Consider the following 20,610-nt stretch of genomic DNA (forward strand, 5'->3'; position numbering starts at 1 on the left):
AAGTACAGGTACACCCAATGAGACGCGCAGCCATGGCTTTGCTGGCCAAGCAGATTTCCCCGCCCAACCTCTCCATCATGCAGGACGAGGGCTTTACCGTGGCCCGCGTGCGCACCGAATTGCTGTCCGGCCTCACCGTGGCGCTGGCGCTTGTGCCCGAGGCGGTGGCCTTTGCCTTTGTCGCGGGCGTGCATCCGCTGGTCGGGCTTTATGCGGCCTTTATGGTGGGGCTGATCACCGCGGTGTTTGGCGGCCGGCCGGGGATGATCTCGGGCGCTACGGGTGCGCTGGCGGTGGTGATGGTGGCGCTGGTGGCGCAGCACGGGGTCGAGTATCTGTTTGCCACAGTGGTGCTTATGGGGATTTTGCAGATCATCGCGGGTGTCATGCATTGGGGCAAGTTCATCCGCTTGGTGCCGCATCCGGTGATGCTGGGCTTTGTGAACGGCCTGGCAATTGTGATCTTCCTGGCGCAGCTGACCCAGTTCAAGGACCCGGAAAACACCGAAGCCTGGCTGGCAAGCTCGCAGCTGGTGATGATGCTGGGTCTGGTGGGGCTGACCATGCTGATCATCTGGGGCACGCCAAAGATCACCGCGATCATTCCGGCACCGCTGGCCGGGATCGGCATTGTGGCAGGGCTGGTGATAGCCTTTGGGATTAATGTGCCGACCGTTGGCGACATGGCGTCGATCAAAGGCGGGCTCCCGGCGTTTCATAATCCGTTTGGCACCGGCGAGGGGCTCTATGGCACTGCTTTGGCGCCGTTCACGCTGGAGACGCTGTGGATCATCCTGCCTTATGCGGTGATCCTGGCGGCGATTGGCCTGATTGAGAGCCTGCTGACGCTGAACCTGGTGGGCGAGATCACCGGCAAGCGCGGCGGTGCCAGCCAGGAGTGCATCGCGCAGGGCGCGTCGAATGTGGTCACAGGCTTTTTTGGCGGTATGGGCGGCTGCGCGATGATCGGTCAGTCGATGATCAACGTGAAATCCGGCGGCCGGACGCGGATTGCGGGCATTACCGCGGCGCTGTTCCTGCTGGCGTTCATCGTTGTGGCCTCGCCGCTGATCGAGCAGATCCCGCTGGCGGCCCTTGTGGGCGTGATGTTCATGGTGGTGATCGGCACCTTTGCCTGGAACAGCTTCAAGGTGATGACCAAAGTGCCGCTGATGGATGCCTTTGTCATCGTGCTGGTGACCGTGGTGACGGTGATGACCGACCTGGCGATTGCGGTTGTGGTGGGCGTGATCGTCTCGGCGCTGGCCTATGCCTGGAACAATGCGCGCCGCATTCACGCCTATACCCGCGAATCTGAGAGCGACAAGGGCGCCAAGGTCTATGAAATCGAAGGCCCGCTGTTCTTTGGCTCTACCGATGGGTTCATCGAGCTGTTTGATGTGGCAGGTGATCCGGATCATGTGATTGTGGATTTTGCCCGCAGCCGGGTGGTCGACCAATCAGCCTTGCAGGCAATCGAGGCATTGGCGGGCAAGTATGAGGCCGAGGGCAAATCTCTGGTGCTGCGCCATCTGAGCCGGGATTGCCACCAGCTGCTGACAAAGGCGGGACATCTGATGGTCGATAGCGATGATGACCCGGACTATGAGGTTGCGGTGGACTACTCGGTCAAAACCGGGGTTCTGGGCGGCCATTGACGCCTGATCGTTTGAAAGAGAAACCCGCGGGTCTGGCGAGCCGCGGGTTTTTTTGAAATGGGCTCTGGCTCACCATACCAGCAAATACCAGTGGCAGGGCTTAGTCGGGGGCGAGGGTTTCCAGCATGTCGAGGTCGCCGGAAAGAAGCGCGGGTTCAGCGGCGGCGATCAGCTCAGGCGGCCAGTCCCACCATTTGAGGCTCAGCAGCCGGGCGATCTGCGGCTTGGGGAAACGGAAGCTGTGCACCGTGCCGGGGTTGCCGGTGATGACGGCATAGGGCGGGACAGAGCCGCGCACCACCGCGCCCGCGCCGATGATAGCTCCGTCGCCGATACGGGCGCCGGGCAGGATCAGCGCGCCATAGCCGATCCAGACGTCGTTGCCGATCACCGTGTCGCGGGTGTCCGGCTGAAACCCTGTCATCAGCGTCTGATCGAACACCGGGAAGGGAAAGCAGCTCAGTCCGTCCTGGGCGTGGTTGGCTGAGGCGGTGATGAAGCGCACACCGTCCGCGATTTGGCAGAACTTTCCGATCACCACACGCTCGCGCGAACCGGGAAAGAGGTAGGGCGCAAGATGGCCGGCCCAGTCCTTTGGCGGCTCAAAGGCGGAGGCATAGGTAAAGGCGCCGATGGAGAAATTCGGGTGATCAACCGCTTCGGACAGCATTACGGTGCCGGCATGGGCGCTGCCGTCCGGCAATGTGATCGGATTGCGTTTTTTCGGGTCAGGCAATGGCATGTCGGGTCTCAATCATCGGGGCGGGTGAGCGGGAACAACTCGCGCACCACTGAATAGTCGCGGTAGCCGAGGCGGGCCAGCGGCTGGAATGCGGTGACATCAAAGGTGCCGTCGCGCAGGCAGTCATCGCGCAGATGCACGCCGGTCACCTCGCCGAACACCACCTTGTTCGCCTCGCCCGGCAGGGTCACGATCCGGGTCAGTTTGCACTCCAGCGCGGCCGGCGCTTTGGCCACACGGGAACAGGCGATGGTTTCGCAGTCTGTGGCTTCAAGCCCTGCATGGGCGAATTCGTCCGCCTCCTTGGGCAGCGCGGCGGAGCTGGCGTTCATAGCCTCCCGCAGCGCGTAAGACACCACATTGACGCAGAACACGCCGGTTTCCTCGATATTGGCAACGCTGTCCTTGGTGCCCTCTTGGTCGGGCTTGCTGCTGGTGGAGGCAAACATCACCTGCGGCGGACTGTAAGCCACTGCGTTGAAAAAGGAATAAGGCGCCAGATTGTTCACCCCGCCGGCGGAGCGCGAAGAGATCCAGCCGATTGGCCGCGGTGTGACGATGGCATTAAACGGGTTGTGGGGCAGGCCGTGGCCGTCCTCGGGTCGGTAGAACATTCGTGCTTCCTGCTCAGGGGATTTCAGGGGCTTAGGTGTTTGCCCAAGGCTTACGCCCGTGTTAGGCCGAATGCCAGCCTGCAGGGGGAAAATGCGGAGGCCGGAACAGGGACATGGCGGCGTGATCGAATTGATGGCAGAGCAGCCGGAAGACCGGTGGGAGGTTGAGGCGCTGTATGACCTGTGCTTTGCGCCGGGCCGCGAGGCGTTGTCGTCCTACCGATTGCGCGACGGGGTGCCGCCGGTTGCGGGTCTCAGCGAGGTGGCGCGCGACAGTGACGGCATCCTGGCCGCAGCCATCCGGTATTGGCCGGTTCTTATTGGCACGGCGCCTGCGCTGCTGCTGGGGCCGGTTGCGGTGCATCCGACACGGCAGGGCGAGGGGCTGGGCGGGTCTTTGATTCGCGACAGCCTCGCCAAGGCAGAGGAAACCGGATGGGCACGGGTGATGCTTGTGGGCGATGCGCCCTATTACCGGCGCTTTGGTTTTACGAAACTGACCGGGGTTGAAATGCCGCCGCCCACCAACCCGGACCGGGTTTTGGGAATGGCGCTGCAAGACGCGGCCTGGGACGGCATCCAAGGGCAGGTGCGCCGCTGGCGGGGTTGAATTCCCGCCCCTGGCTGCCGATCTTTAGGAAGGGCAGAGGAGGCGCTTGTGGCGGACGTTTTATCAACAGCACGGGTATTTACCCCGCAGGATATTGAAGCTGAACTGGAGGCGCTGGCTCAGCGGCACCGGGCGGCGGGCGGCTTTGGCGTGGACCTTTTGAACCGGCTGGGCGGCAGCGGCGAAAGCCTGTTGGAGCGGCTGCCGGAGCCAGTGCGGGCCGGGCTGACAGGCGCCACTGAGACCGCCCTCCGGGTTGCCATGAAGGGGGCCAGCCAGTCACGCCGCCTGGTGGCGGATCAGAAACCGGGCGTCGACCGGATGGTGAGCGCAGCCATGGGCGCTGCGGGCGGCGCCGCGGGCCTGCCGGGCGCATTGGTAGAGCTGCCTGCGACAACCGCGTTTTTGCTCCGGACCATCCAGGGCGCCGCAGCTGCGGAGGGGTTCGACCCGGAGGCCGACAGCGTGCGTTTTGATTGCATTCAGGTGTTTGCAGCGGCTGGCCCATTGGCCGAAGATGACGGTGCGGATCTGGGCTTTGTCTCGGTGCGGCTGGGGCTGCCGGGAGGCTTGCACAAGCTGATTGCCCAGGTGGCGCCCAAGCTGGGTGCAGTGCTGGGGCAAAAGCTGGCAGCCCAGGCGGTGCCGATCGCCGGGGCCGTGGCCGGGGCCGCGGTGAATTACGTCTTTGCGGGCTATTACCGCGAGATGGCGCATGTGCATTTCGGGCTTCGGCGGCTGGCGGTGGATGCAGATATGCCGCAAGAGGAGCTGGCCGCAAAGCTGCGTCAGCGGCTGCACAGCCCAGGTGCGGCACAGTAGATACAACAGACCTCTTGCACTTGCCGGGGCGGGAGATTTAATCAACCCTTCCTGCTAAGAGGGAAAGCATGATTCAATACAGCCTCAAATGCACTGATGGCCACAGGTTCGACAGCTGGTTCCAATCGGCGGCGGCCTTTGACAAGCTGGCAGCGGCGGGTCTGGTGTCCTGCGCTGTCTGCGGCGGTGCACAGGTGGAGAAGGCGATTATGGCGCCACGGGTCCGCCCCGGGCGCAAGGCGGTGTCTGCTGTCGGGGAACCGGAACCGCAGGCTGCTGCGCCCTCCGCTCCGGCTGCGCTCCCCGCAGCTGCGCCGGCGGCTGCTGCAGGACCCGGCATGCTGAGCCGCCCTGCGGGCGCGGTGGAAAAAGCGATTGCTGATCTGCGCAAGAAGGTTGAGGAGAACTCCGATTACGTCGGCGGCAGTTTTGTTCAGGAAGCACGGGCAATGCACCTGGGCGAGGCGCCGGAGCGGGCGATCCATGGCGAGGCCAAGCTGGAAGATGCGCGGGAGCTGATCGAGGAAGGCGTGCCGGTCATGCCGCTGCCGTTCCGTCCCGGGCGCAAAACAAACTGAAGGGCAGAGCAAAAATGCATGCAGTTGTAACAGGAACCAGCCGCGGCATCGGCAAGGAGCTGGTGAAACGGTTGCAGGAGGCGGGCTATGAGGTGACAGGCACCTCGCGCGATCACTCCTCGGGCGTCAAGCTGGATGTCTCCGATCCCGGCCAGCAGGCGCGTTTCGCCGCCCAGATCAAGAACCGGCCGGTGGATCTGCTGGTGTGCAATGCCGGGGTCTATATCGACAAGGCGATGGGGCTTGAAGACTACTCGGCCGAGGTCTGGGCCAAGACCCTGGCCGCAAATGTGACCGGCGTGTTTCTGACGGTGCAGGCGATGCTGCCCAATTTGCGGCTGGCAGAAGAGCCGAAGATCGCCATCCTGTCCTCGCAGATGGCCAGCCAGTCGCGCGCACCCGGCGGCAGCTATGCCTACCGCGCGTCCAAGGCCGCGGCGCTGAACATCGGCCGCAACCTGGCCACTGATCTCCAGCCGGAAGGAATTGCCGTCGGCATCTATCACCCGGGCTGGGTACGCACTGACATGGGCGGTTATGAAGGCGATATCACGGTGGAAGAGTCCGTCGCCGGGCTGATCAATGAATTCGCAGTGCTGAACCTGGACACCACTGGCTGTTTCCACACCTGGGACGGCCGTATTCAGCCTTACTGACATTACTTTCGCACAGCAGGCTAAGGCTCCCGCACCCGCAGAGGCCTGGCTGCGCCAGCCCCGTTTGCGGGCTTGGGCCGGGCGCCGCGCGGATGCGCGGCGCGGCACCGTGCATTGGCACGGTGCTATGCCCAACGGGCATAGGGCCTGATAAGGCCCGTTGCCGGGCGGGAGTGCCTGCCTGTGCTCAAGCTGCCGCGCATTAAAGGTACAGCTTGCATGAAAAAACCGGCGCAGGTTCTGCGCCGGTTTTTGTCTTGTCGGTCAGGTCTGCCGCGAGTGACGGCCAGCCGGTCACTCCCAGCAGCTGACCAGCACGGTCATGCCGGACGCCAGCCGGGTCATTGCCGCATTGGGCAGGCTGCCTGCCGGCGCGCTCTGTGCTGCCGGGGTCATGCCTGCGGTGTTCAACGCGCTGCGGATGGCTTCGGCGTTGACGGCAAAGCTGACGCCTTCGGGCAGTTGCTTGCCCTCGATCTGGCGCGGCAGCAGCATCCCCAGAACAGCGCCGCTGCTGTCCAGAACCGGGCCGCCCGCATCGCCGGGTTGGGCTGACAGTTCCAGCCGGGCAACGCCGGTGTTGCCATCCAGGCTTTTGACGTCTGCGACTTTGCCCCAGGTCAGGCTTGGTGCGCCCAGCACACCCTCATAGGAGAAGCCGGAAACAGCGATCTCAGACTGCAGCCGCGGCGAGGCGGTGCTGAGTTCACCAACTGCGGCAGGCGCCAGCGCCTGGACCGGGCGCAGGATGGCGATGCCGTCGGCGGTGTTGTTGGCCGCCACTTCGGCCCTGTAGCCGTGGTCCAAGGTGATGCGGGTACAGCCCGCCACCACGTCTGAGGTGGTCAGCACACTGCCGTCGCCATCGACAAAGAAGCCGGAGCGCGACAGTTTCGGCTTACGGATTTCCAGGCCGGAAACCAGGTCGATGTTCTGCACAGCATCGCCGCCAGCTGCCGGGTCCAGCACGCCGTCGAGGCGGGTGAAGCTGGCTTGCATTGCCGCCAGAACGCGGGCGCGGCGGTCTTCGTCACCGGCTGGCCAGATCAGGGTAAAGCCCTTCACTTCGCCGTTTTTCAGGCTGGCTTGGGTAAAGGAGACGATCTTGCTGTTGCGGCCTTCGATGGTGAAGCTGTCCTTGCCGCGCTGGCGCGGGCCTTCCAGCGGCACAATCGCCAGCGTCTGCATAATGTCATAAAGGCCGAAAAGGGTGCGTTTGTCGCCGGGCTGGCTGATCAGCAGCACCTCAGCGCCCAGGCTGCCCTTGGCGGCGTAATGGGCAAAGGGCGATTCATAGCGGTCGAACGCGACCTCATCCGCAGGGATCTGCAGGGCGATGCCGGCTTTGGTGTCTTCCACGCGGGCCATGCCGACCGAGATCAGCGGCGCGTTGTATTCATCCATCAGCACCTGGCGCTGGGCGGTGGTCAGCACGCCGGTGGGTTCAAATCCGCGCGCCGTTTGCCAGTCGCTCATCGAGCCGCGGGTGCCACGGCCAAAGGCGCCGTCAATGGACGAGCTGTAGAAGCCTGCGGCCTTCAGGGCGACCTGCAGTTCCATCCGCTGTTCACGCGACAGCACGCGTTCGCTGCGCCGCGCCTCGGCGGGGGTCTCATCCGGCAGGTTCGACTGCACGGCTGCCTGCTGCTGCGGCGCGGGATCCGCCGCCGCAGGGGCCGCCGGTGCAGGGGCAGGCGCTGGTTGCGCCGGGGCGGTTGCATCTGCCGCCACCGGGTAGAACTGGTTGCGCAGGTTGCGGCGGAACGCGATGAAGCTGTCGCGCGGGATCTGGTTTTCGGCGCGGTAGACTTGCAGCACCCGTTCGGCATCTTCGCGGGCGTAGGGGCCGATCACCACCCCGTACCAGCCGCCGCCAAGCGCATAACCGGAGACGTCGGGCAGGCGGGCGGCATAGGTGCGGGCCTCGGTTTCGGCCTCGCGAAGGGAGGGGCGGGCGGCGATCTGGATCCACACCGCATCGCGGCTGCTTTGCGCCGAAACCGGCGCGGTGAACGCAATGGCCAGCGCAATCAGCGGCAGCGCCAGAGCGGCAAACAGTTTTTTCATTGTCAGGGCCTCGTATCCCGGAAGGTCTCTTATTCTTTGCCGCGGAGGTTAAGCATTTTGGCACGGCAAAGGGAACTCCTCATCGCAGGGGGAATTCCCGCCCCGTTGCCGCATTCCCGCACTTTTGTTGCCGATGCGCTGCACAGCGCAGGGCTGCCGCTGCGGTGTAAGCCCCCGCAGGGCGTTGACCCTGCCCATTGCCTTGCATAGGAAGATCCCCGCAATTGCTGCCCCAGCTGCCCCAAAAGGGATACGAGATGACCCAGACCAACGGCGCGCCGCGCTCCTTCCAAGAGATTATCCTGAGGCTTCAGAATTACTGGGCCGCCAAAGGCTGCGCGGTGATGCAGCCCTATGACATGGAAGTCGGCGCCGGCACCTTTCATCCGGCGACAACGCTGCGCTCGCTGGGGTCCAAGGCCTGGGCCGCTGCTTATGTGCAGCCCTCGCGCCGCCCCACCGACGGGCGCTATGGTGAAAACCCGAACCGGCTGCAGCATTATTACCAGTACCAGGTGCTGATCAAACCCTCGCCGCCGAACCTGCAAGAGCTGTATCTGGGCAGTCTTGAGGCCATCGGCGTTGATATGGCGATGCATGATATCCGCTTTGTCGAGGACGACTGGGAAAGCCCGACGCTGGGCGCCTGGGGCCTGGGCTGGGAAGTCTGGTGCGACGGCATGGAAGTTTCGCAGTTCACCTATTTCCAGCAGGTCGGCGGCCATGACTGCCATCCTGTGTCGGGCGAGCTGACCTATGGTCTGGAGCGTCTGGCGATGTATGTGCTGGGTGTCGATCACGTGATGGACATGCCCTACAACGATCCGGATGCGCTGATCCCGCTGACCTATGGCGATGTGTTCAAGCAGACCGAAGAAGAATACGCCCGCTGGAACTTTGACGTGGCCAATACCGAAGTGCTGCTGCGCCATTTCGAGGAAGCCGAGGCCGAATGCGCCGCGATCCTGGCACAGGAGCATCAGGACCCCAAGACCGGCAAGCGCATCATCATGGCGCATCCCGCCTATGACCAGTGCATCAAGGCCTCGCATATCTTCAACCTGCTGGATGCGCGCGGTGTGATCTCGGTTACCGAACGGCAGGCCTATATCGGCCGGGTCCGGGCGCTGGCCAAGCAATGCGCCGATGCCTTTGTGCTGACCGAGGCCGGCGGATATGTGCCGCAATGAGCCGTCAGGCGGAAATAAAAGCTGCTGAAGCGATTTTCGCAGAACATCTTGCGGGAATGAAGCCTGGCGACTTTGCGGTCGATTGCGGGGCCAATGTTGGCCGGGTCACGGAGCAGCTGGCGCAGACCGGCGCGCATGTTGAGGCTTTTGAGCCGGACCCGGTTGTGTTTGAAAGTCTGCGGAAGGCCTGTTCCGGGTTTTCGAACGTGACGCTGTTGCAGGCGGCCGCCGGGGTTGAGACTGGCGAAGCCGAACTGCTGCGCTCGCCGTACTTCGACGAGGATCCGCTGAAAGAATCCGAGAAGAACACGATCTGCGCTGAAGCCGTAACCGGCCGCAAAGAGGGCGGTTGGCAGCCGATGGATAGGGCAAACGCGGTTAAGGTGCCGGTTGTCGATCTGCCTGCCTATTTGGAAGAGAAAATCGCCCGGCATGGCCGCATTGCGGTTCTGAAACTGGATATCGAAGGGATGGAAGTGCCGATCCTTAACGAAATGGACCAGCGGGGCCTGTTTGCAGGTATTGGCCTGACAGTTGCAGAGCTGCATCCTTGGCGGTTTCCGGATCAGGCAGCGGAGATCAAAGCCATGCGCGAGACCTTTGGGGCGCGCTATCCGTTGACCAAAGTCAACTTGAATTGGGGCTGAGGCATGGGAAAATTTCTTGCTCTTATCCTGATCGTCTCCGGCCTCGCGGCCGGCGGGGCGATGTATTACCTGCAGGTCTATGGCTTCTACGAAGAGGTTCAGTTGCAGCCGGGCCGCGACGTGATGCTTATGCCGCTGGACGGCGGTGAGCCGCAGCCCGTGGCCTATTCGGATTTTGAGGCGATTGACGCCGGCAGCTCGCCGATCCGCTACCGCGCCTGTTTCACCACCAGGGTTTCGCCGGACGAGTTGGCGCAGATCTTCACCCTGACGGACAAGCTGGAACCGCGCAACGCGCCGGGCTGGTTCGATTGCTTTGATGCCGCAGCCATCGGCGAACAGCTAGCGGATGGCTCGGCCAAGTCCTTTCTGTCGGTCAAGAACATCTCCTTTGGTGTCGACCGGGTTGTTGCCGTCACTGACGATGGCCGCGGTTATGTCTGGCACGAGCTGAACAAATGCGGCCAGAAAGCCTATGACGGCACTGTGGTGGGCGAGGAATGCCCGGCCCGGCCGGCAGCAGGCGAATAACCGGAACGTTCAGAGGTAAATCCCGCGCGGGACATGGAAACCCATATCACCATACCTGACTTCATCTCAGTAACGCTGGGGTTTGCGGTCTTTCTGCTGGGCGCACGCCTGAATGCCAAGGTTGCAGCGCTGCGCCGGTTCAACATCCCGGAACCGGTGACCGGCGGGCTGGCGGCCTCGGTTGCGGTGCTGCTGGTCTACAGCCTGACCGGTCTGCAAATCGAGTTCGAAATGCAAAGCCGCGACTACCTTTTGGTGCTATTCTTTGCCGGTATCGGCCTTAACGCGCGGCTTTCCGACCTGGTCGCCGGTGGCAGGCCGCTCGTTATCCTGCTGGTGCTGACCCTGCTGGCCATTCTGGCCCAGAACGTGATCGGCGCGACCGGGGCCGTGCTATTCGGATATCCGGTTAAGGCAGGCGTTCTGTTCGGCTCGGCCGCACTCATCGGCGGGCACGGAACGGCCATTGCCTGGGCGCCCGATGTGGCCGCCGCGGCAGGGCTGGACGGGGCTACCGAATTGGGCGTGGCGGTGGCCACCCTTGGGCTGGTGCTGGCAGCACTGGTAGGCGGGCCGGTTGCCCGCCACCTGATCAACCGCCATGGGCTGACGCCTGCGCGCCCGGAGGAGGAACAGACAGTCGGCCTTGGGCATGACGAGGCAGAGACAGCAAGCGTCGGCCACCTCGATCTGATGCGGGTGATGCTGTACCTGAACCTTGCCATAATCCTGGGATATGCCGCCTCGATCAGCCTGGACGCCGCGGGGGTGAAGCTGCCGCTGTTTGTGCCCTGCCTGATCGCGGGCATTCTGCTGGCGAACCTGCGCAGCCTGATTGCGCCCGCTGCGGACCCCGTGGCCCGCACCCCGGCGCTTGCTCTGATCTCGGAGTTCTCGTTGGGCGCCTTTCTGGCCCTGTCGCTGATGGCCCTGCAGCTGTGGACCATCGCGGGGCTGGGATTGGCCATTGCCGTCATCATGCTGGCACAGACGCTGTTCACCGTGGCCTTTGTGCTGTTTGTTCTGTTTCCGCTGCTGGGACGCGGCTACCGGGCTGCGGTGCTGGCCGCCGGGTTCGGCGGCTTTGCCCTGGGCGCCACCCCCACTGCCATCGCCAATATGACCGCTGTGACCAAACGCTACGGGCCGTCGCCTATTGCCTTTGTTGTGCTCCCCCTTGTATCCGCCTTCTTTGTTGATATCGCCAATGCCATCGTCATCCAGGCGATTGTGAATTTCTGAGGACCCCCGATGCCCGATCTGCTGATTGAACTCTTTTCCGAAGAAATCCCGGCCCGCATGCAGGCGCGTGCGGCTGAGGACCTGAAGAAACGCGTGACCGATGGCTTGGTCGAGGCGGGTCTCACCTATTCCGGTGCCGCAGCGCTGTCGACACCGCGCCGCCTGACACTGGCGGTTGACGGTCTTTTGGCGGAAAGCCCCACCATCCGCGAAGAACGCAAAGGCCCCAAGGTCGGCGCGCCGGACAAGGCAATCGAGGGCTTCCTGCGCGGTGCAGGCCTGACCCGTGATCAGCTGGAAGAGCGCGAAACCCCCAAGGGCGCGGTCTACTTCGCCCTGATCGAAAAGCCCGGCCGCCCGGCGGCGGAGATCATTGCCGAAGTGCTGGAAACCACCATCCGCACCTTCCCCTGGCCCAAATCCATGCGCTGGGGCGCAGGGTCCTTGCGTTGGGTGCGCCCCTTGCATTCGATCCTCTGCATCCTGTCGGATGAGGCAGGCGCGACCGTGGTGGATCTGGACATCGACGGTATTAAATCCGGCAACACCACCCGCGGCCACCGCTTCATGGCGCCGGACCAGATCACCGTCACCGGCTTTGACGACTATGCCGCCAAGCTGAAGCGCGCCCATGTGGTGCTGGACCCCCGCGAACGGGCCGAGGCGATCTGGCAGGAGGCCACCAATCAGGCCTTTGCCAGCGGCCTGGAGGTGGTCGAAGACAAGGGCCTCTTGGCCGAGGTCGCCGGACTGGTGGAATGCCCGGTGGTGCTGATGGGCGCCATCGACGCCGAATTCCTGGAGCTGCCGGCGGAGGTGCTGCAGACGTCCATGAAGGAGCACCAGAAGTTCTTCTCGGTCAAAAACCCCAAGACCGGGCGGATCGAGAAATTCATCACCGTTGCCAACCGCGAGACGGCGGACAATGGCGCCACCATTCTGGCGGGCAACCAAAAGGTGCTGTCGGCGCGGCTGGCCGATGCCAAGTTCTTCTGGGAGAACGATCTGCGCACCGCCAAGTCCGAGGCGGGCATGAGCGCTTGGGTCGAAAACCTCGGCAATGTGACCTTTCACAACAAACTGGGCACCCAGGCGGCGCGGATTGACCGCATCGCCGCGCTGGCCCGCGAGATCGCACCGGTGGTCGGCGCCGATGCCGGTCTGGCAGAGCAGGCGGCGCGGGTCGCCAAGGCCGACCTCAGTTCCGAAATGGTCTATGAATTTCCGGAACTGCAGGGCCTGATGGGCCGCTACTATGCCCAGGCCGCGGGTCTGCCTCAGGAAGTGGCGAACGCCTGCGAGCAGCATTATTCGCCGTTGGGGCCGGGCGATGATGTGCCGTCTGAACCGGTGTCGGTTGCGGTGGCACTGGCCGACAAGCTGGACACGCTGACCGGCTTCTGGGCGATTGATGAAAAGCCCACCGGGTCGAAAGACCCCTTCGCCCTGCGCCGCGCCGCGCTGGGGGTGATCCGGCTGGTGCTGGAGAATGATGTTCGGATTTCTCTTGAGCGGTTCTCTGATCTTGGGTTGTTGCGTCAGGAAAAAAACTGTGAAAGCGGTGGCATCGGCGATCAAGAAATTACTGGGCTGCAGGATTTGCTTGAGGAGATAGCCGAACACGGTGTGTACGGAGCCACAATCCGTGAGGTACGTGCCTACTTTGACCAAACTCGCGGAGAGGAAGAAAGCCAGGTGCTTCTTTTGAAGAAGGCTGCCGCCTCAGTGCCAGATACTTCGATTGACCTCCTCTCCTTCTTCCACGACCGCCTCAAGGTCTTCCTACGCGATCAGGGCATCCGCCACGATGTGATCGACGCCTGCATCGCGATGGACGGCAACGACGACCTGACCCTGCTGGTGAAACGCGCCCGCGCGCTCGAAGACTTCATGAAGACCGAGGACGGCACCAACCTGCTGCAGGGCTTCAAACGCGCCAACAACATCCTGTCCCAGGCGGAGGAAAAGGACGGCGTCGAATACTCCTATGGCGCCGACCGCAAGTTTGCCGAGGACGACACCGAAAAGGCGCTGTTCGATGCGCTGGAGGCGGGCGGGGGGCGATCTCTCCGGCCATCGAGGCCGAAGATTTCGCGGCTGCCATGCGGGCATGGCCGCCCTGCGCGCGCCGATCGATGCGTTCTTTGAGGCAGTGCAGGTGAATGCGGACAGCGAAGTGGTCCGCCGCAACCGCCTGAACCTCCTCAGCCAGATCCGCCAGGTCTGCGGCCAGGTTGCGGACCTCACCAAGATCGAAGGCTGAGAGAGCCGCCCGCTCTTTCACCTTTCCAAAAATACTCCCGCCGGAGGCACCGGCCTTGCCGCAAGGGAAGGCCGGTTTTCTTTTGCAGAACCGCGCTCAGTTGCCGGAGGGCGGTTACAAGCCCCTTGCGCGATCATGTCTTGTCCTTATGGTGACTTGCAAAGGAGACGTGCTGCAGTGCAGAAAGATTTCGAACAGATCCCGCCGGCTTCCCTTATCACCGCGACCGCACCGATTGCCGCAACCACCCATGGCGGGCGGGCGAAATGCCTGCAGCGGCTGGAGCGGCTGGACCTGCCGGTGCCGCGCACAGTGGCGCTGTCTTTTGACGCGGTGCATTCCATTGCCGAAGGCCAAATGCCGGACCTGACAGCGGTGCTGAGCGAATTCGACCCGGAGGCGCTGCTGTGCGTTCGCCCGTCTTCCGAGGATCCGGATTGGGGCGGACCGGGCGCGATCCTGAACATCGGCATGAACGACGCGCGTTATGTGGACCTTTGCGACAGTCTGGGCCGCGAGGCTGCCGCGGCTTTGTTCCTGCGCTTTGTGCAATCTTACGCAGTGCATGTGGCGCGGCTGGACCCGGATGTGTTCGACGATGTCGAGGATGGCGGCCCGGACGCGCTGAGCGAGATCCTGCACGCTTACGAGGCGGAAACGGATGAGCCTTTCCCGCAGGATCCAGGCGAACAGCTGGCGGCGGTGCTGCGGTCGATGGCGCGTGCCTGGGAAGGCACCTCGGCGCGGCTGTTGCGCCAGGCCAAGGGCGCACCTGCTGATGCAGGCCTGGGGCTGGTGGTGCAGGAAATGATCCCCGGTGTCGGCCAGGGCGAATGCGGCTCCGGCGTGCTGCAGCTGGTGAATTCGACCACCGGCAGCCCCAGGCTGACCGGACGCTACCTGAGCCAAAGCCAGGGGCGCGATGCGTTGGGGCAGGGGCCAAGGCGCTGTATCTGGCCAGGGACACGCGCGGACTGTCGCTGGAGGAGCTGGCGCCGGAGGCTTTTGCGGACATTCAATCCCATGCCGCGCTGATGCGTGAGAAGCTGCGTGAGGAAATGCAGCTGGAGTTTGTCATTGAAAACGGGCGTGTGCATATCCTGGACGGGGTGCGGGTGGCGCGCTCGGCGCAGGCTGCGGTGCGGATTGCTGTGGCGCTGGCCGAAGACGGCATTATCCCGCGGGAAGAGGCGCTGTTGAGAGTGGATGCGCATATCCTGAACGAGATGCTGCACCGCCAGGTGGCGCCGGATGCGGAACGGGATGTGATTGGCAGCGGCATCGCCGCCAGTCCGGGGGCTGCCACGGGCAAGCTGGTCTTTACCGCCGCCGGGGCGCAGGCCAGCGCGTCCCGCGGGGAGCCCTGCATTCTGGTGCGCCGGGAAACCTCTCCTGAAGATGTGCGCGGGATGCATGCCGCTGCCGGGGTGCTGACCGAAAAGGGCGGCATGACCAGCCACGCTGCGGTGATCGGCCGCGGGCTGGGGCTGCCGTGTATTGTCGGCGCCCTGAACATGAAGTTCCACAGCAAGCGCAAGATGCTGGAGGCGGCGGATGGCCGGGTGTTCCGGGCTGGCGACATCATCACGATCGACGGCAGCAGCGGCCATGTGCTGGCGGGCCAGCCGGCGATGCTGGAGGCGGCCCAGGACGGGGCGCTGCAAACCTTGCTGGCCTGGGCCGACGAGGCCCGCGATATTGGCATTCGCGCCAATGCTGATACGCCGGAAGATGCTGAAACAGCAAGGAAATTCAATGCGCAGGGCATCGGGCTCTGCCGCACGGAACACATGTTCTTTGAACCCGGCCGCCTGACGGTGATGCGGGAGATGATTTTTGCCGAGACACCGTCGGGGCGGGCTGCGGTGCTGGAGCGGCTGCTGCCGATGCAGCGTGACGACTTCCGAGAACTGTTCCGGATCATGGAGGGGATGCCGGTCTGCATCCGCCTGTTCGACCCGCCGTTGCATGAATTCCTGCCTGCCACCAAATCCGGCCAGCGGGAATTGTCCGAAGCACTGGGCATCCCGGTCAGCGATGTCACCCGCCGGGTTGAGGAAATGGGCGAATACAACCCCATGCTGGGCCTGCGCGGTGTGCGGCTGGGGGTCACGGTGCCGGAAATCTACGACATGCAGGCGCGGGCGATTTTTGAAGCCACATTGGAAGCCTCGGAAGAAGGCGAGCCTGTGGTGCCAGAGATCATGATCCCGCTGGTCTCGGCCAAGCGCGAGGTGGAGCTGGTCAAGGCCCGCATCGATGCGGTGGCCGCGGCGGTCAAGGCAGAGCGCGGCGAGGACTTTACCTACCGGCTGGGCGTCATGGTGGAAACACCGCGCGCGGCGCTCAGGGCGGGCGAGATTTCACCGCATACCGCGTTCCTCAGCTTTGGCACCAATGACCTCACCCAGATGACCTATGGGCTGTCGCGCGACGATGCCGGGCGGTTCATGTCGGACTACGTGAACCAGGGGGTATTTCCCGAGGATCCGTTCCATGTGCTGGACACCGACGGGGTGGGAGAGCTGCTGAAACTGGGGGTTCAGCGCGGCCGGGCGGAAAACGGGGAGATCACTCTTTCAATCTGCGGCGAGCACGGTGGAAACCCCGAATCGATTGCCTTTTGCCGTGACGCGGGCTTTGATTACGTTTCATGTTCCCCGTTCCGGGTACCGGTTGCGCGTTTGGCCGCAGCCCAGCTGGCAATTTCCGGAAAAACCGGGCAGACAGCGCCAACATACACAAAATATTAAGAAAAATTGGGCCATCCAGCAGCCGCCGATGTAACACCGGCGGTGGGCTTGTGTTCCTCGTGAGTGCGGTTGCTGCCCGAACGCTGGACGTTTCGGGTCTTTTACCTTAAGGGATGCGACCGCATGTGCCGGGGGAACCGGGCACAAGCTGCTAGGACGGGGGAACCCTGAATGAAATTGTTGACTATGATTGCCGTGATGGCTGCCACCATCGCGATGGGTAAGAGTGTTGCTGCCGAAACCGGTCTGGGTACGCTGATCGAGCGTGAACAGGCCAGTTTGAGTGCAGTTCCTGCGCGGAAGTTCAGCGGATTTTTCGGGATCCGCAACAACGCGTTCAAGAGCCGCAAGGCACGGCCGCAGATCGAATACAGCAAGGCGTGGCTGGATGCCCAGCCGAAAGCTGCCGGCGGCGAGCAATTCGCCTGTCTGGCCGAAGCGCTGTATTTCGAGGCCCGCGGCGAAACCGTAAAAGGCCAGTTCGCAGTCGCCGAAGTGATCCTGAACCGGGTCAAGAGCGCGCAATTCCCGAATTCGCTTTGCGGTGTGATCAAGCAGGGAACCGGGCGCAAGTACCAGTGCCAGTTCACCTACACCTGCGATGGCCACAAGGAAGTGATCAACGAAAAGAAGGCGTATCAGCGGGTGGCCAAGGTGGCACGCGCCGCGCTGAACGGGCTGAAGTCAGAGCTGACCGGCGGTGCGACCTACTATCATACCACCGCGGTCCGGCCGCGCTGGAGCCGCACCTTTACAAACACCACGCGCATTGGTGTGCATCTGTTCTACCGGGACGAACGTTACCGGACGGCGCTGAGCAACTGACCGCCTGAAGGCGGCACGCCAGTGCCGCTTTCAGCCACTGGCGTGGCGTTTGCGGGCCTGTTATGACGGCGCTGAAATACTATTGTTGGGTCCCATCACCTGACACTGCCAGCCAAAGGCCCGTTTTCCCATGCCCTCTGAAATCCGCCTTGCCTTTGCGCACCCGTCCGAGCGTTCCGTGGCCACTGCTGCGCCCGGACCGCTGGACCGCATATCCTTGCGGGATCACACTGTCGAGGTGGAGATCGGCGCGTTTCAGGCCGAGCGCGGCACCACCCAGCGGATCTGTTTCAATGTGGTGGTGGAAATCTCGCCGCTGCCGAAGGACCTGGACGATGATGTCGACCGGATCCTGTCTTATGACAAAGTATCCGAGGCAATCGCGCATGAGCTGGCGGCCGAACGGCTGAACCTGCTGGAAACCCTGGCCGAACGCGTGGCCGAGCGGATCCTGCTGGAGCATCAGGCCGTGCGCGCCTTTGTGCGGATCGAGAAACTGGACCGCGGACCCGGGGCGCTGGGCGTCGAGGTGGTGCGCTCCAAGGATCAGATCACCCATCCGGTGGACGAGGAAGAGCGCCCGCATCCGCGGCTGATGTATCTGTCTAACGAAGCAATCAACAGCGGTAACCTGACTGCCTGGATCGACCAGATGGAATGCCGCCAGCGGCCGCTGATCCTGTGCGTTGGCGCCCACCTGCTGGAGGTTCCCACCACCGGCCACAAATGGACACAGCGCCGGATCGATCTGCTGGCAATCGAACAGAATGCCTGGCGTCTTGCCGCCAAGGATGACCGTTGCGTGGTGGTCTCGACCCGGACCGAGCTGGACTGGGCGATGAAGAACGGCCAGATTTGCGTCTGGGCGCCGTCCAAGATCGTGCTGGACGCGGTGGAAGGCCCCTCGGCGCCGCCGTCGAACTCGGTTGCGCTGGCGGCCTGGTTTGCTGCGACCTTTGAGGCGGGTGAAATGATTGTGCTTGGCGGGGATTTGCCTGATAATCCCGGTGTCCCCTTGCGGGCCGTCAGCGTGGAGCAAACACAACTGTGATATATTACCGGCCATTGGTTCAGCATGGCGAGGCGCGCCCCGAAGGTGCGGTCCCGCTGGCAGGCAGTGCCCTGTGGTTTACCGAGGTTGAAATCCTGAGCCGCGACGCACCGCCGCGGATTGCACCGGCGGGGCTGGTGCCTGAGAAGGAGCGCCGCCGCTTAAGCGCGCGGCGTGCGTCGATCGCCGGGCTGGATATGACCCAGCCGCAGATCATGGGCATTCTCAATGCGACTCCGGACAGTTTTTCGGACGGCGGCCGGCATTCCGGTGTCGAGGCCGGCAAGGCGGCTGCCTTGCGGATGGTGGAGGAGGGCGCCGCGATCATCGACGTGGGCGGCGAATCCACCCGCCCGGGCGCCGAAGAGGTTTCCGAGGCTGCGGAAATAGACCGCACCGCGCCGGTAATCGCCGCAATCCGGGCGGCCAGCCCGGTGCCGGTCTCCATTGATACCCGTAAGGCCACCGTGGGCATGGAAGCGATGGAGGCGGGGGCCAACCTGCTGAACGACGTCTCAGGCTTTACGTTCGATCCGGCGCTGGCACCGTTGGCGGCCCAGGCCAGCGTGCCGGTCTGTATCATGCATGCGCAGGGCGATCCGGCCACCATGCAACAGGACCCGCATTACGCCAATGTGCTGCTGGACGTTTATGACTTCCTGAGCGATCAGATCGACCGGCTGGAAGCCATTGGCGTGGTCCGCGAACAGATCGTGATTGATCCCGGCATCGGCTTTGGCAAGACGCAGGCGCATAACCTGACGCTGTTGCGCAATCTCAGCCTGTTCCACGGGCTTGGCTGCCCTATTTTGCTGGGCGTGTCCCGCAAAGGTTTCATCGGTAAAATCGGCAAGGAGCCGCGCGCGGATGCCCGTGCTCCCGGCTCAATCGCCGTGGGGCTTGCGGCCCTGGGGCAAGGCGTGCAATTCCTGCGGGTGCATGACGTTGCTGAAACGGTTCAGGCACTGCGACTTTGGCAGGCCGTCCGCTGAGGCTTTTGGCAGGAAAAGCATAATGCGTAAACTCTTTGGCACTGATGGCGTGCGCGGCACTGCCAATACCCATCCCATGACCGCCGAGATGGCGCTGCGCATCGGCGCCGCCGTCGGGCGTTACTTCCGGCGTGATGGCACTGGTGTGCACCGGGTGGTGATCGGCAAGGACACCCGGCTGTCCGGCTACATGTTCGAGAACGCGCTGACGGCGGGCCTGACCTCCACAGGCATGAACGTGCTGTTGCTGGGTCCGGTGCCGACGCCCGCAGTGGGGCTGATGACGCGGTCGATGCGGGCCGACCTGGGGGTGATGATCTCGGCCAGCCACAACCCTTCCGAGGATAACGGCATCAAATTCTTCGGCCCCGACGGTTTCAAATTGTCGGACAGCGCCGAGATGGAGATCGAAGCCCTCATCGATGCGGGGGTCGAAGCCGCGCAGGCCGCCAATATCGGCCGTGCCAAGCGGATTGACGATGCCCGCTTCCGTTACGGTGAGCGGGTCAAAAGCTCGCTGCCGCGCAATCTTGGCCTGAACGGGCTGAAGGTGGTGATCGACTGCGCCAATGGTGCGGCCCACCGGGCGGCGCCCGAGGTCCTGTGGGAGCTGGGCGCCGAGGTCATTCCGGTTGGCGTCTCGCCGGATGGTTTGAACATCAATCGCGGCTGCGGCTCGACCCAGCCGCAGACCGCCGCTGAGGCAGTTGTGGCACATGGTGCCCATGCCGGTATTTGCCTGGATGGCGATGCTGACCGGGTGATTGTGATTGACGAAACCGGCACCGTGGCCGATGGCGATCAGCTGATGGCCTTGCTGGCCACCCGCTGGGCGGAGCAGGGCCAGCTGGCAGGCGGCGCGCTGGTCGCGACGGTGATGTCGAACCTCGGGCTGGAACGGCACCTGGAAAGCAAGGGGCTGGGACTGGAGCGCACTGCCGTCGGCGACCGCTATGTGGTGGAGCGGATGCGCGAGGGCGGCTTTAACCTGGGCGGTGAGCAGTCGGGCCATATCGTGATGAGCGATTACGCCACCACCGGCGACGGTCTGATGGCGGGGCTGCATTTCCTGGCTGAGATGGTACAGACCGGCAAATTGGCGTCTGAGCTGGCGCATCAGTTCCAGACCGTGCCGCAGCGGCTGCGCAACGTGCGCTTTCAGTCCGGCCAGGCGCCATTGGAAAATGAGCGCGTGCAGGAGGCGATTGCCGCTGCCGAGAAAGCACTGACCGGTCAGGGGCGTCTTTTGATCCGCAAGTCCGGAACCGAACCTCTGGTGCGGGTAATGGCGGAATGCGAGGACGCGGGGCTGATGGCGCTGGCAGTTGACAGCGTGGTGGCTGCGGTAGAGGCCGCCGTCGCAGAGTAA

At 63.6% G+C, this 20,610-nt stretch carries 18 protein-coding genes and 1 pseudogene; 16 read left to right on the forward strand and 3 right to left on the reverse strand.

Annotated features, from left to right (window positions below; translation table 11 throughout):
- Positions 1–17 precede the first annotated feature (17 nt).
- A complete protein-coding gene (locus ETW23_RS04735) occupies positions 18–1,658 on the forward strand; it encodes a SulP family inorganic anion transporter (protein WP_134829289.1) in 1,641 nt (546 codons plus the stop codon).
- A gap of 100 nt (positions 1,659–1,758) precedes the next feature.
- Here the strand turns inward: ETW23_RS04735 and ETW23_RS04740 are convergent, their stop codons facing one another.
- Both ETW23_RS04740 and ETW23_RS04745 read right to left on the reverse strand, forming a co-directional pair.
- Positions 1,759–2,400, reverse strand: coding sequence for a CatB-related O-acetyltransferase (locus tag ETW23_RS04740; protein WP_134829290.1), 642 nt, complete (start codon positions 2,398–2,400; stop codon positions 1,759–1,761).
- An 8-nt stretch (positions 2,401–2,408) separates the two neighbouring features.
- Complete coding sequence (locus tag ETW23_RS04745; RefSeq protein ID WP_129371699.1) at positions 2,409–3,014, reverse strand: flavin reductase family protein; 606 nt, start codon at positions 3,012–3,014, stop codon at positions 2,409–2,411.
- A 121-nt stretch (positions 3,015–3,135) separates the two neighbouring features.
- On the opposite strand from ETW23_RS04745, the gene ETW23_RS04750 reads away from it, so the two are divergent.
- The 4 genes from ETW23_RS04750 to ETW23_RS04765 all read left to right on the forward strand — a co-directional run bounded on the left by ETW23_RS04750 (position 3,136) and on the right by ETW23_RS04765 (position 5,680).
- Complete coding sequence (locus ETW23_RS04750) at positions 3,136–3,624, forward strand: GNAT family N-acetyltransferase (protein ID WP_129371698.1); 489 nt, start codon at positions 3,136–3,138, stop codon at positions 3,622–3,624.
- Positions 3,625–3,672: 48 nt separating this feature from the next.
- Complete coding sequence (locus tag ETW23_RS04755) at positions 3,673–4,446, forward strand: EcsC family protein (protein ID WP_134829291.1); 774 nt, start codon at positions 3,673–3,675, stop codon at positions 4,444–4,446.
- A 68-nt stretch (positions 4,447–4,514) separates the two neighbouring features.
- Complete coding sequence (locus tag ETW23_RS04760) at positions 4,515–5,024, forward strand: DUF1178 family protein (protein WP_134829292.1); 510 nt, start codon at positions 4,515–4,517, stop codon at positions 5,022–5,024.
- A gap of 14 nt (positions 5,025–5,038) precedes the next feature.
- Entirely contained in the window at positions 5,039–5,680 is a 642-nt protein-coding gene (locus ETW23_RS04765) for an SDR family oxidoreductase (protein WP_129371695.1), read from the forward strand.
- A 294-nt stretch (positions 5,681–5,974) separates the two neighbouring features.
- On the opposite strand, the gene ETW23_RS04770 is transcribed toward ETW23_RS04765, so the two are convergent.
- A complete protein-coding gene (locus tag ETW23_RS04770; RefSeq protein WP_134829293.1) occupies positions 5,975–7,747 on the reverse strand; it encodes a trypsin-like peptidase domain-containing protein in 1,773 nt (590 codons plus the stop codon).
- A gap of 257 nt (positions 7,748–8,004) precedes the next feature.
- On the opposite strand from ETW23_RS04770, the gene ETW23_RS04775 reads away from it, so the two are divergent.
- The 11 genes and pseudogenes from ETW23_RS04775 (at position 8,005) to glmM (ending at position 20,610) form a co-directional block, all read left to right on the forward strand.
- Entirely contained in the window at positions 8,005–8,937 is a 933-nt protein-coding gene (locus tag ETW23_RS04775; protein WP_134829294.1) for a glycine--tRNA ligase subunit alpha, read from the forward strand.
- Entirely contained in the window at positions 8,934–9,584 is a 651-nt protein-coding gene (locus tag ETW23_RS04780; protein WP_167738079.1) for an FkbM family methyltransferase, read from the forward strand. The genes ETW23_RS04775 and ETW23_RS04780 overlap by 4 nt, the downstream gene beginning before the upstream one ends.
- A gap of 3 nt (positions 9,585–9,587) precedes the next feature.
- The gene (locus ETW23_RS04785) at positions 9,588–10,115 is read left to right on the forward strand and encodes a DUF6446 family protein (protein WP_134829296.1); all 528 of its coding nucleotides are present in this window, start codon (positions 9,588–9,590) and stop codon (positions 10,113–10,115) included.
- A gap of 33 nt (positions 10,116–10,148) precedes the next feature.
- Positions 10,149–11,357 carry a sodium/glutamate symporter gene (gene gltS, locus ETW23_RS04790; protein WP_134829297.1) on the forward strand — a complete coding sequence of 403 codons (1,209 nt, stop codon included), beginning with the start codon at positions 10,149–10,151 and terminating at the stop codon, positions 11,355–11,357.
- A 9-nt stretch (positions 11,358–11,366) separates the two neighbouring features.
- A complete protein-coding gene (gene glyS, locus ETW23_RS04795; protein WP_368075872.1) occupies positions 11,367–13,505 on the forward strand; it encodes a glycine--tRNA ligase subunit beta in 2,139 nt (712 codons plus the stop codon).
- A complete protein-coding gene (locus ETW23_RS26705) occupies positions 13,468–13,620 on the forward strand; it encodes a DALR anticodon-binding domain-containing protein (protein WP_368075873.1) in 153 nt (50 codons plus the stop codon). The genes glyS and ETW23_RS26705 overlap by 38 nt, the downstream gene beginning before the upstream one ends.
- Positions 13,621–13,755: 135 nt before the next feature.
- Positions 13,756–16,373 (forward strand): annotated as a pseudogene (locus ETW23_RS04800) (putative PEP-binding protein).
- Between the two features lie 171 nt (positions 16,374–16,544).
- Positions 16,545–17,198, forward strand: coding sequence for a cell wall hydrolase (locus tag ETW23_RS04805; RefSeq protein ID WP_237455669.1), 654 nt, complete (start codon positions 16,545–16,547; stop codon positions 17,196–17,198).
- A gap of 130 nt (positions 17,199–17,328) precedes the next feature.
- Positions 17,329–18,249 carry a dihydroneopterin aldolase gene (locus ETW23_RS04810; RefSeq protein WP_129371688.1) on the forward strand — a complete coding sequence of 307 codons (921 nt, stop codon included), beginning with the start codon at positions 17,329–17,331 and terminating at the stop codon, positions 18,247–18,249.
- A complete protein-coding gene (folP, locus tag ETW23_RS04815; protein WP_134829298.1) occupies positions 18,246–19,241 on the forward strand; it encodes a dihydropteroate synthase in 996 nt (331 codons plus the stop codon). The genes ETW23_RS04810 and folP overlap by 4 nt, the downstream gene beginning before the upstream one ends.
- Before the next feature lie 22 nt (positions 19,242–19,263).
- The gene (gene glmM / locus ETW23_RS04820; protein WP_134829299.1) at positions 19,264–20,610 is read left to right on the forward strand and encodes a phosphoglucosamine mutase; all 1,347 of its coding nucleotides are present in this window, start codon (positions 19,264–19,266) and stop codon (positions 20,608–20,610) included.

This window comes from Leisingera sp. NJS201 (assembly GCF_004535885.1).
GTDB lineage: Bacteria > Pseudomonadota > Alphaproteobacteria > Rhodobacterales > Rhodobacteraceae > Leisingera.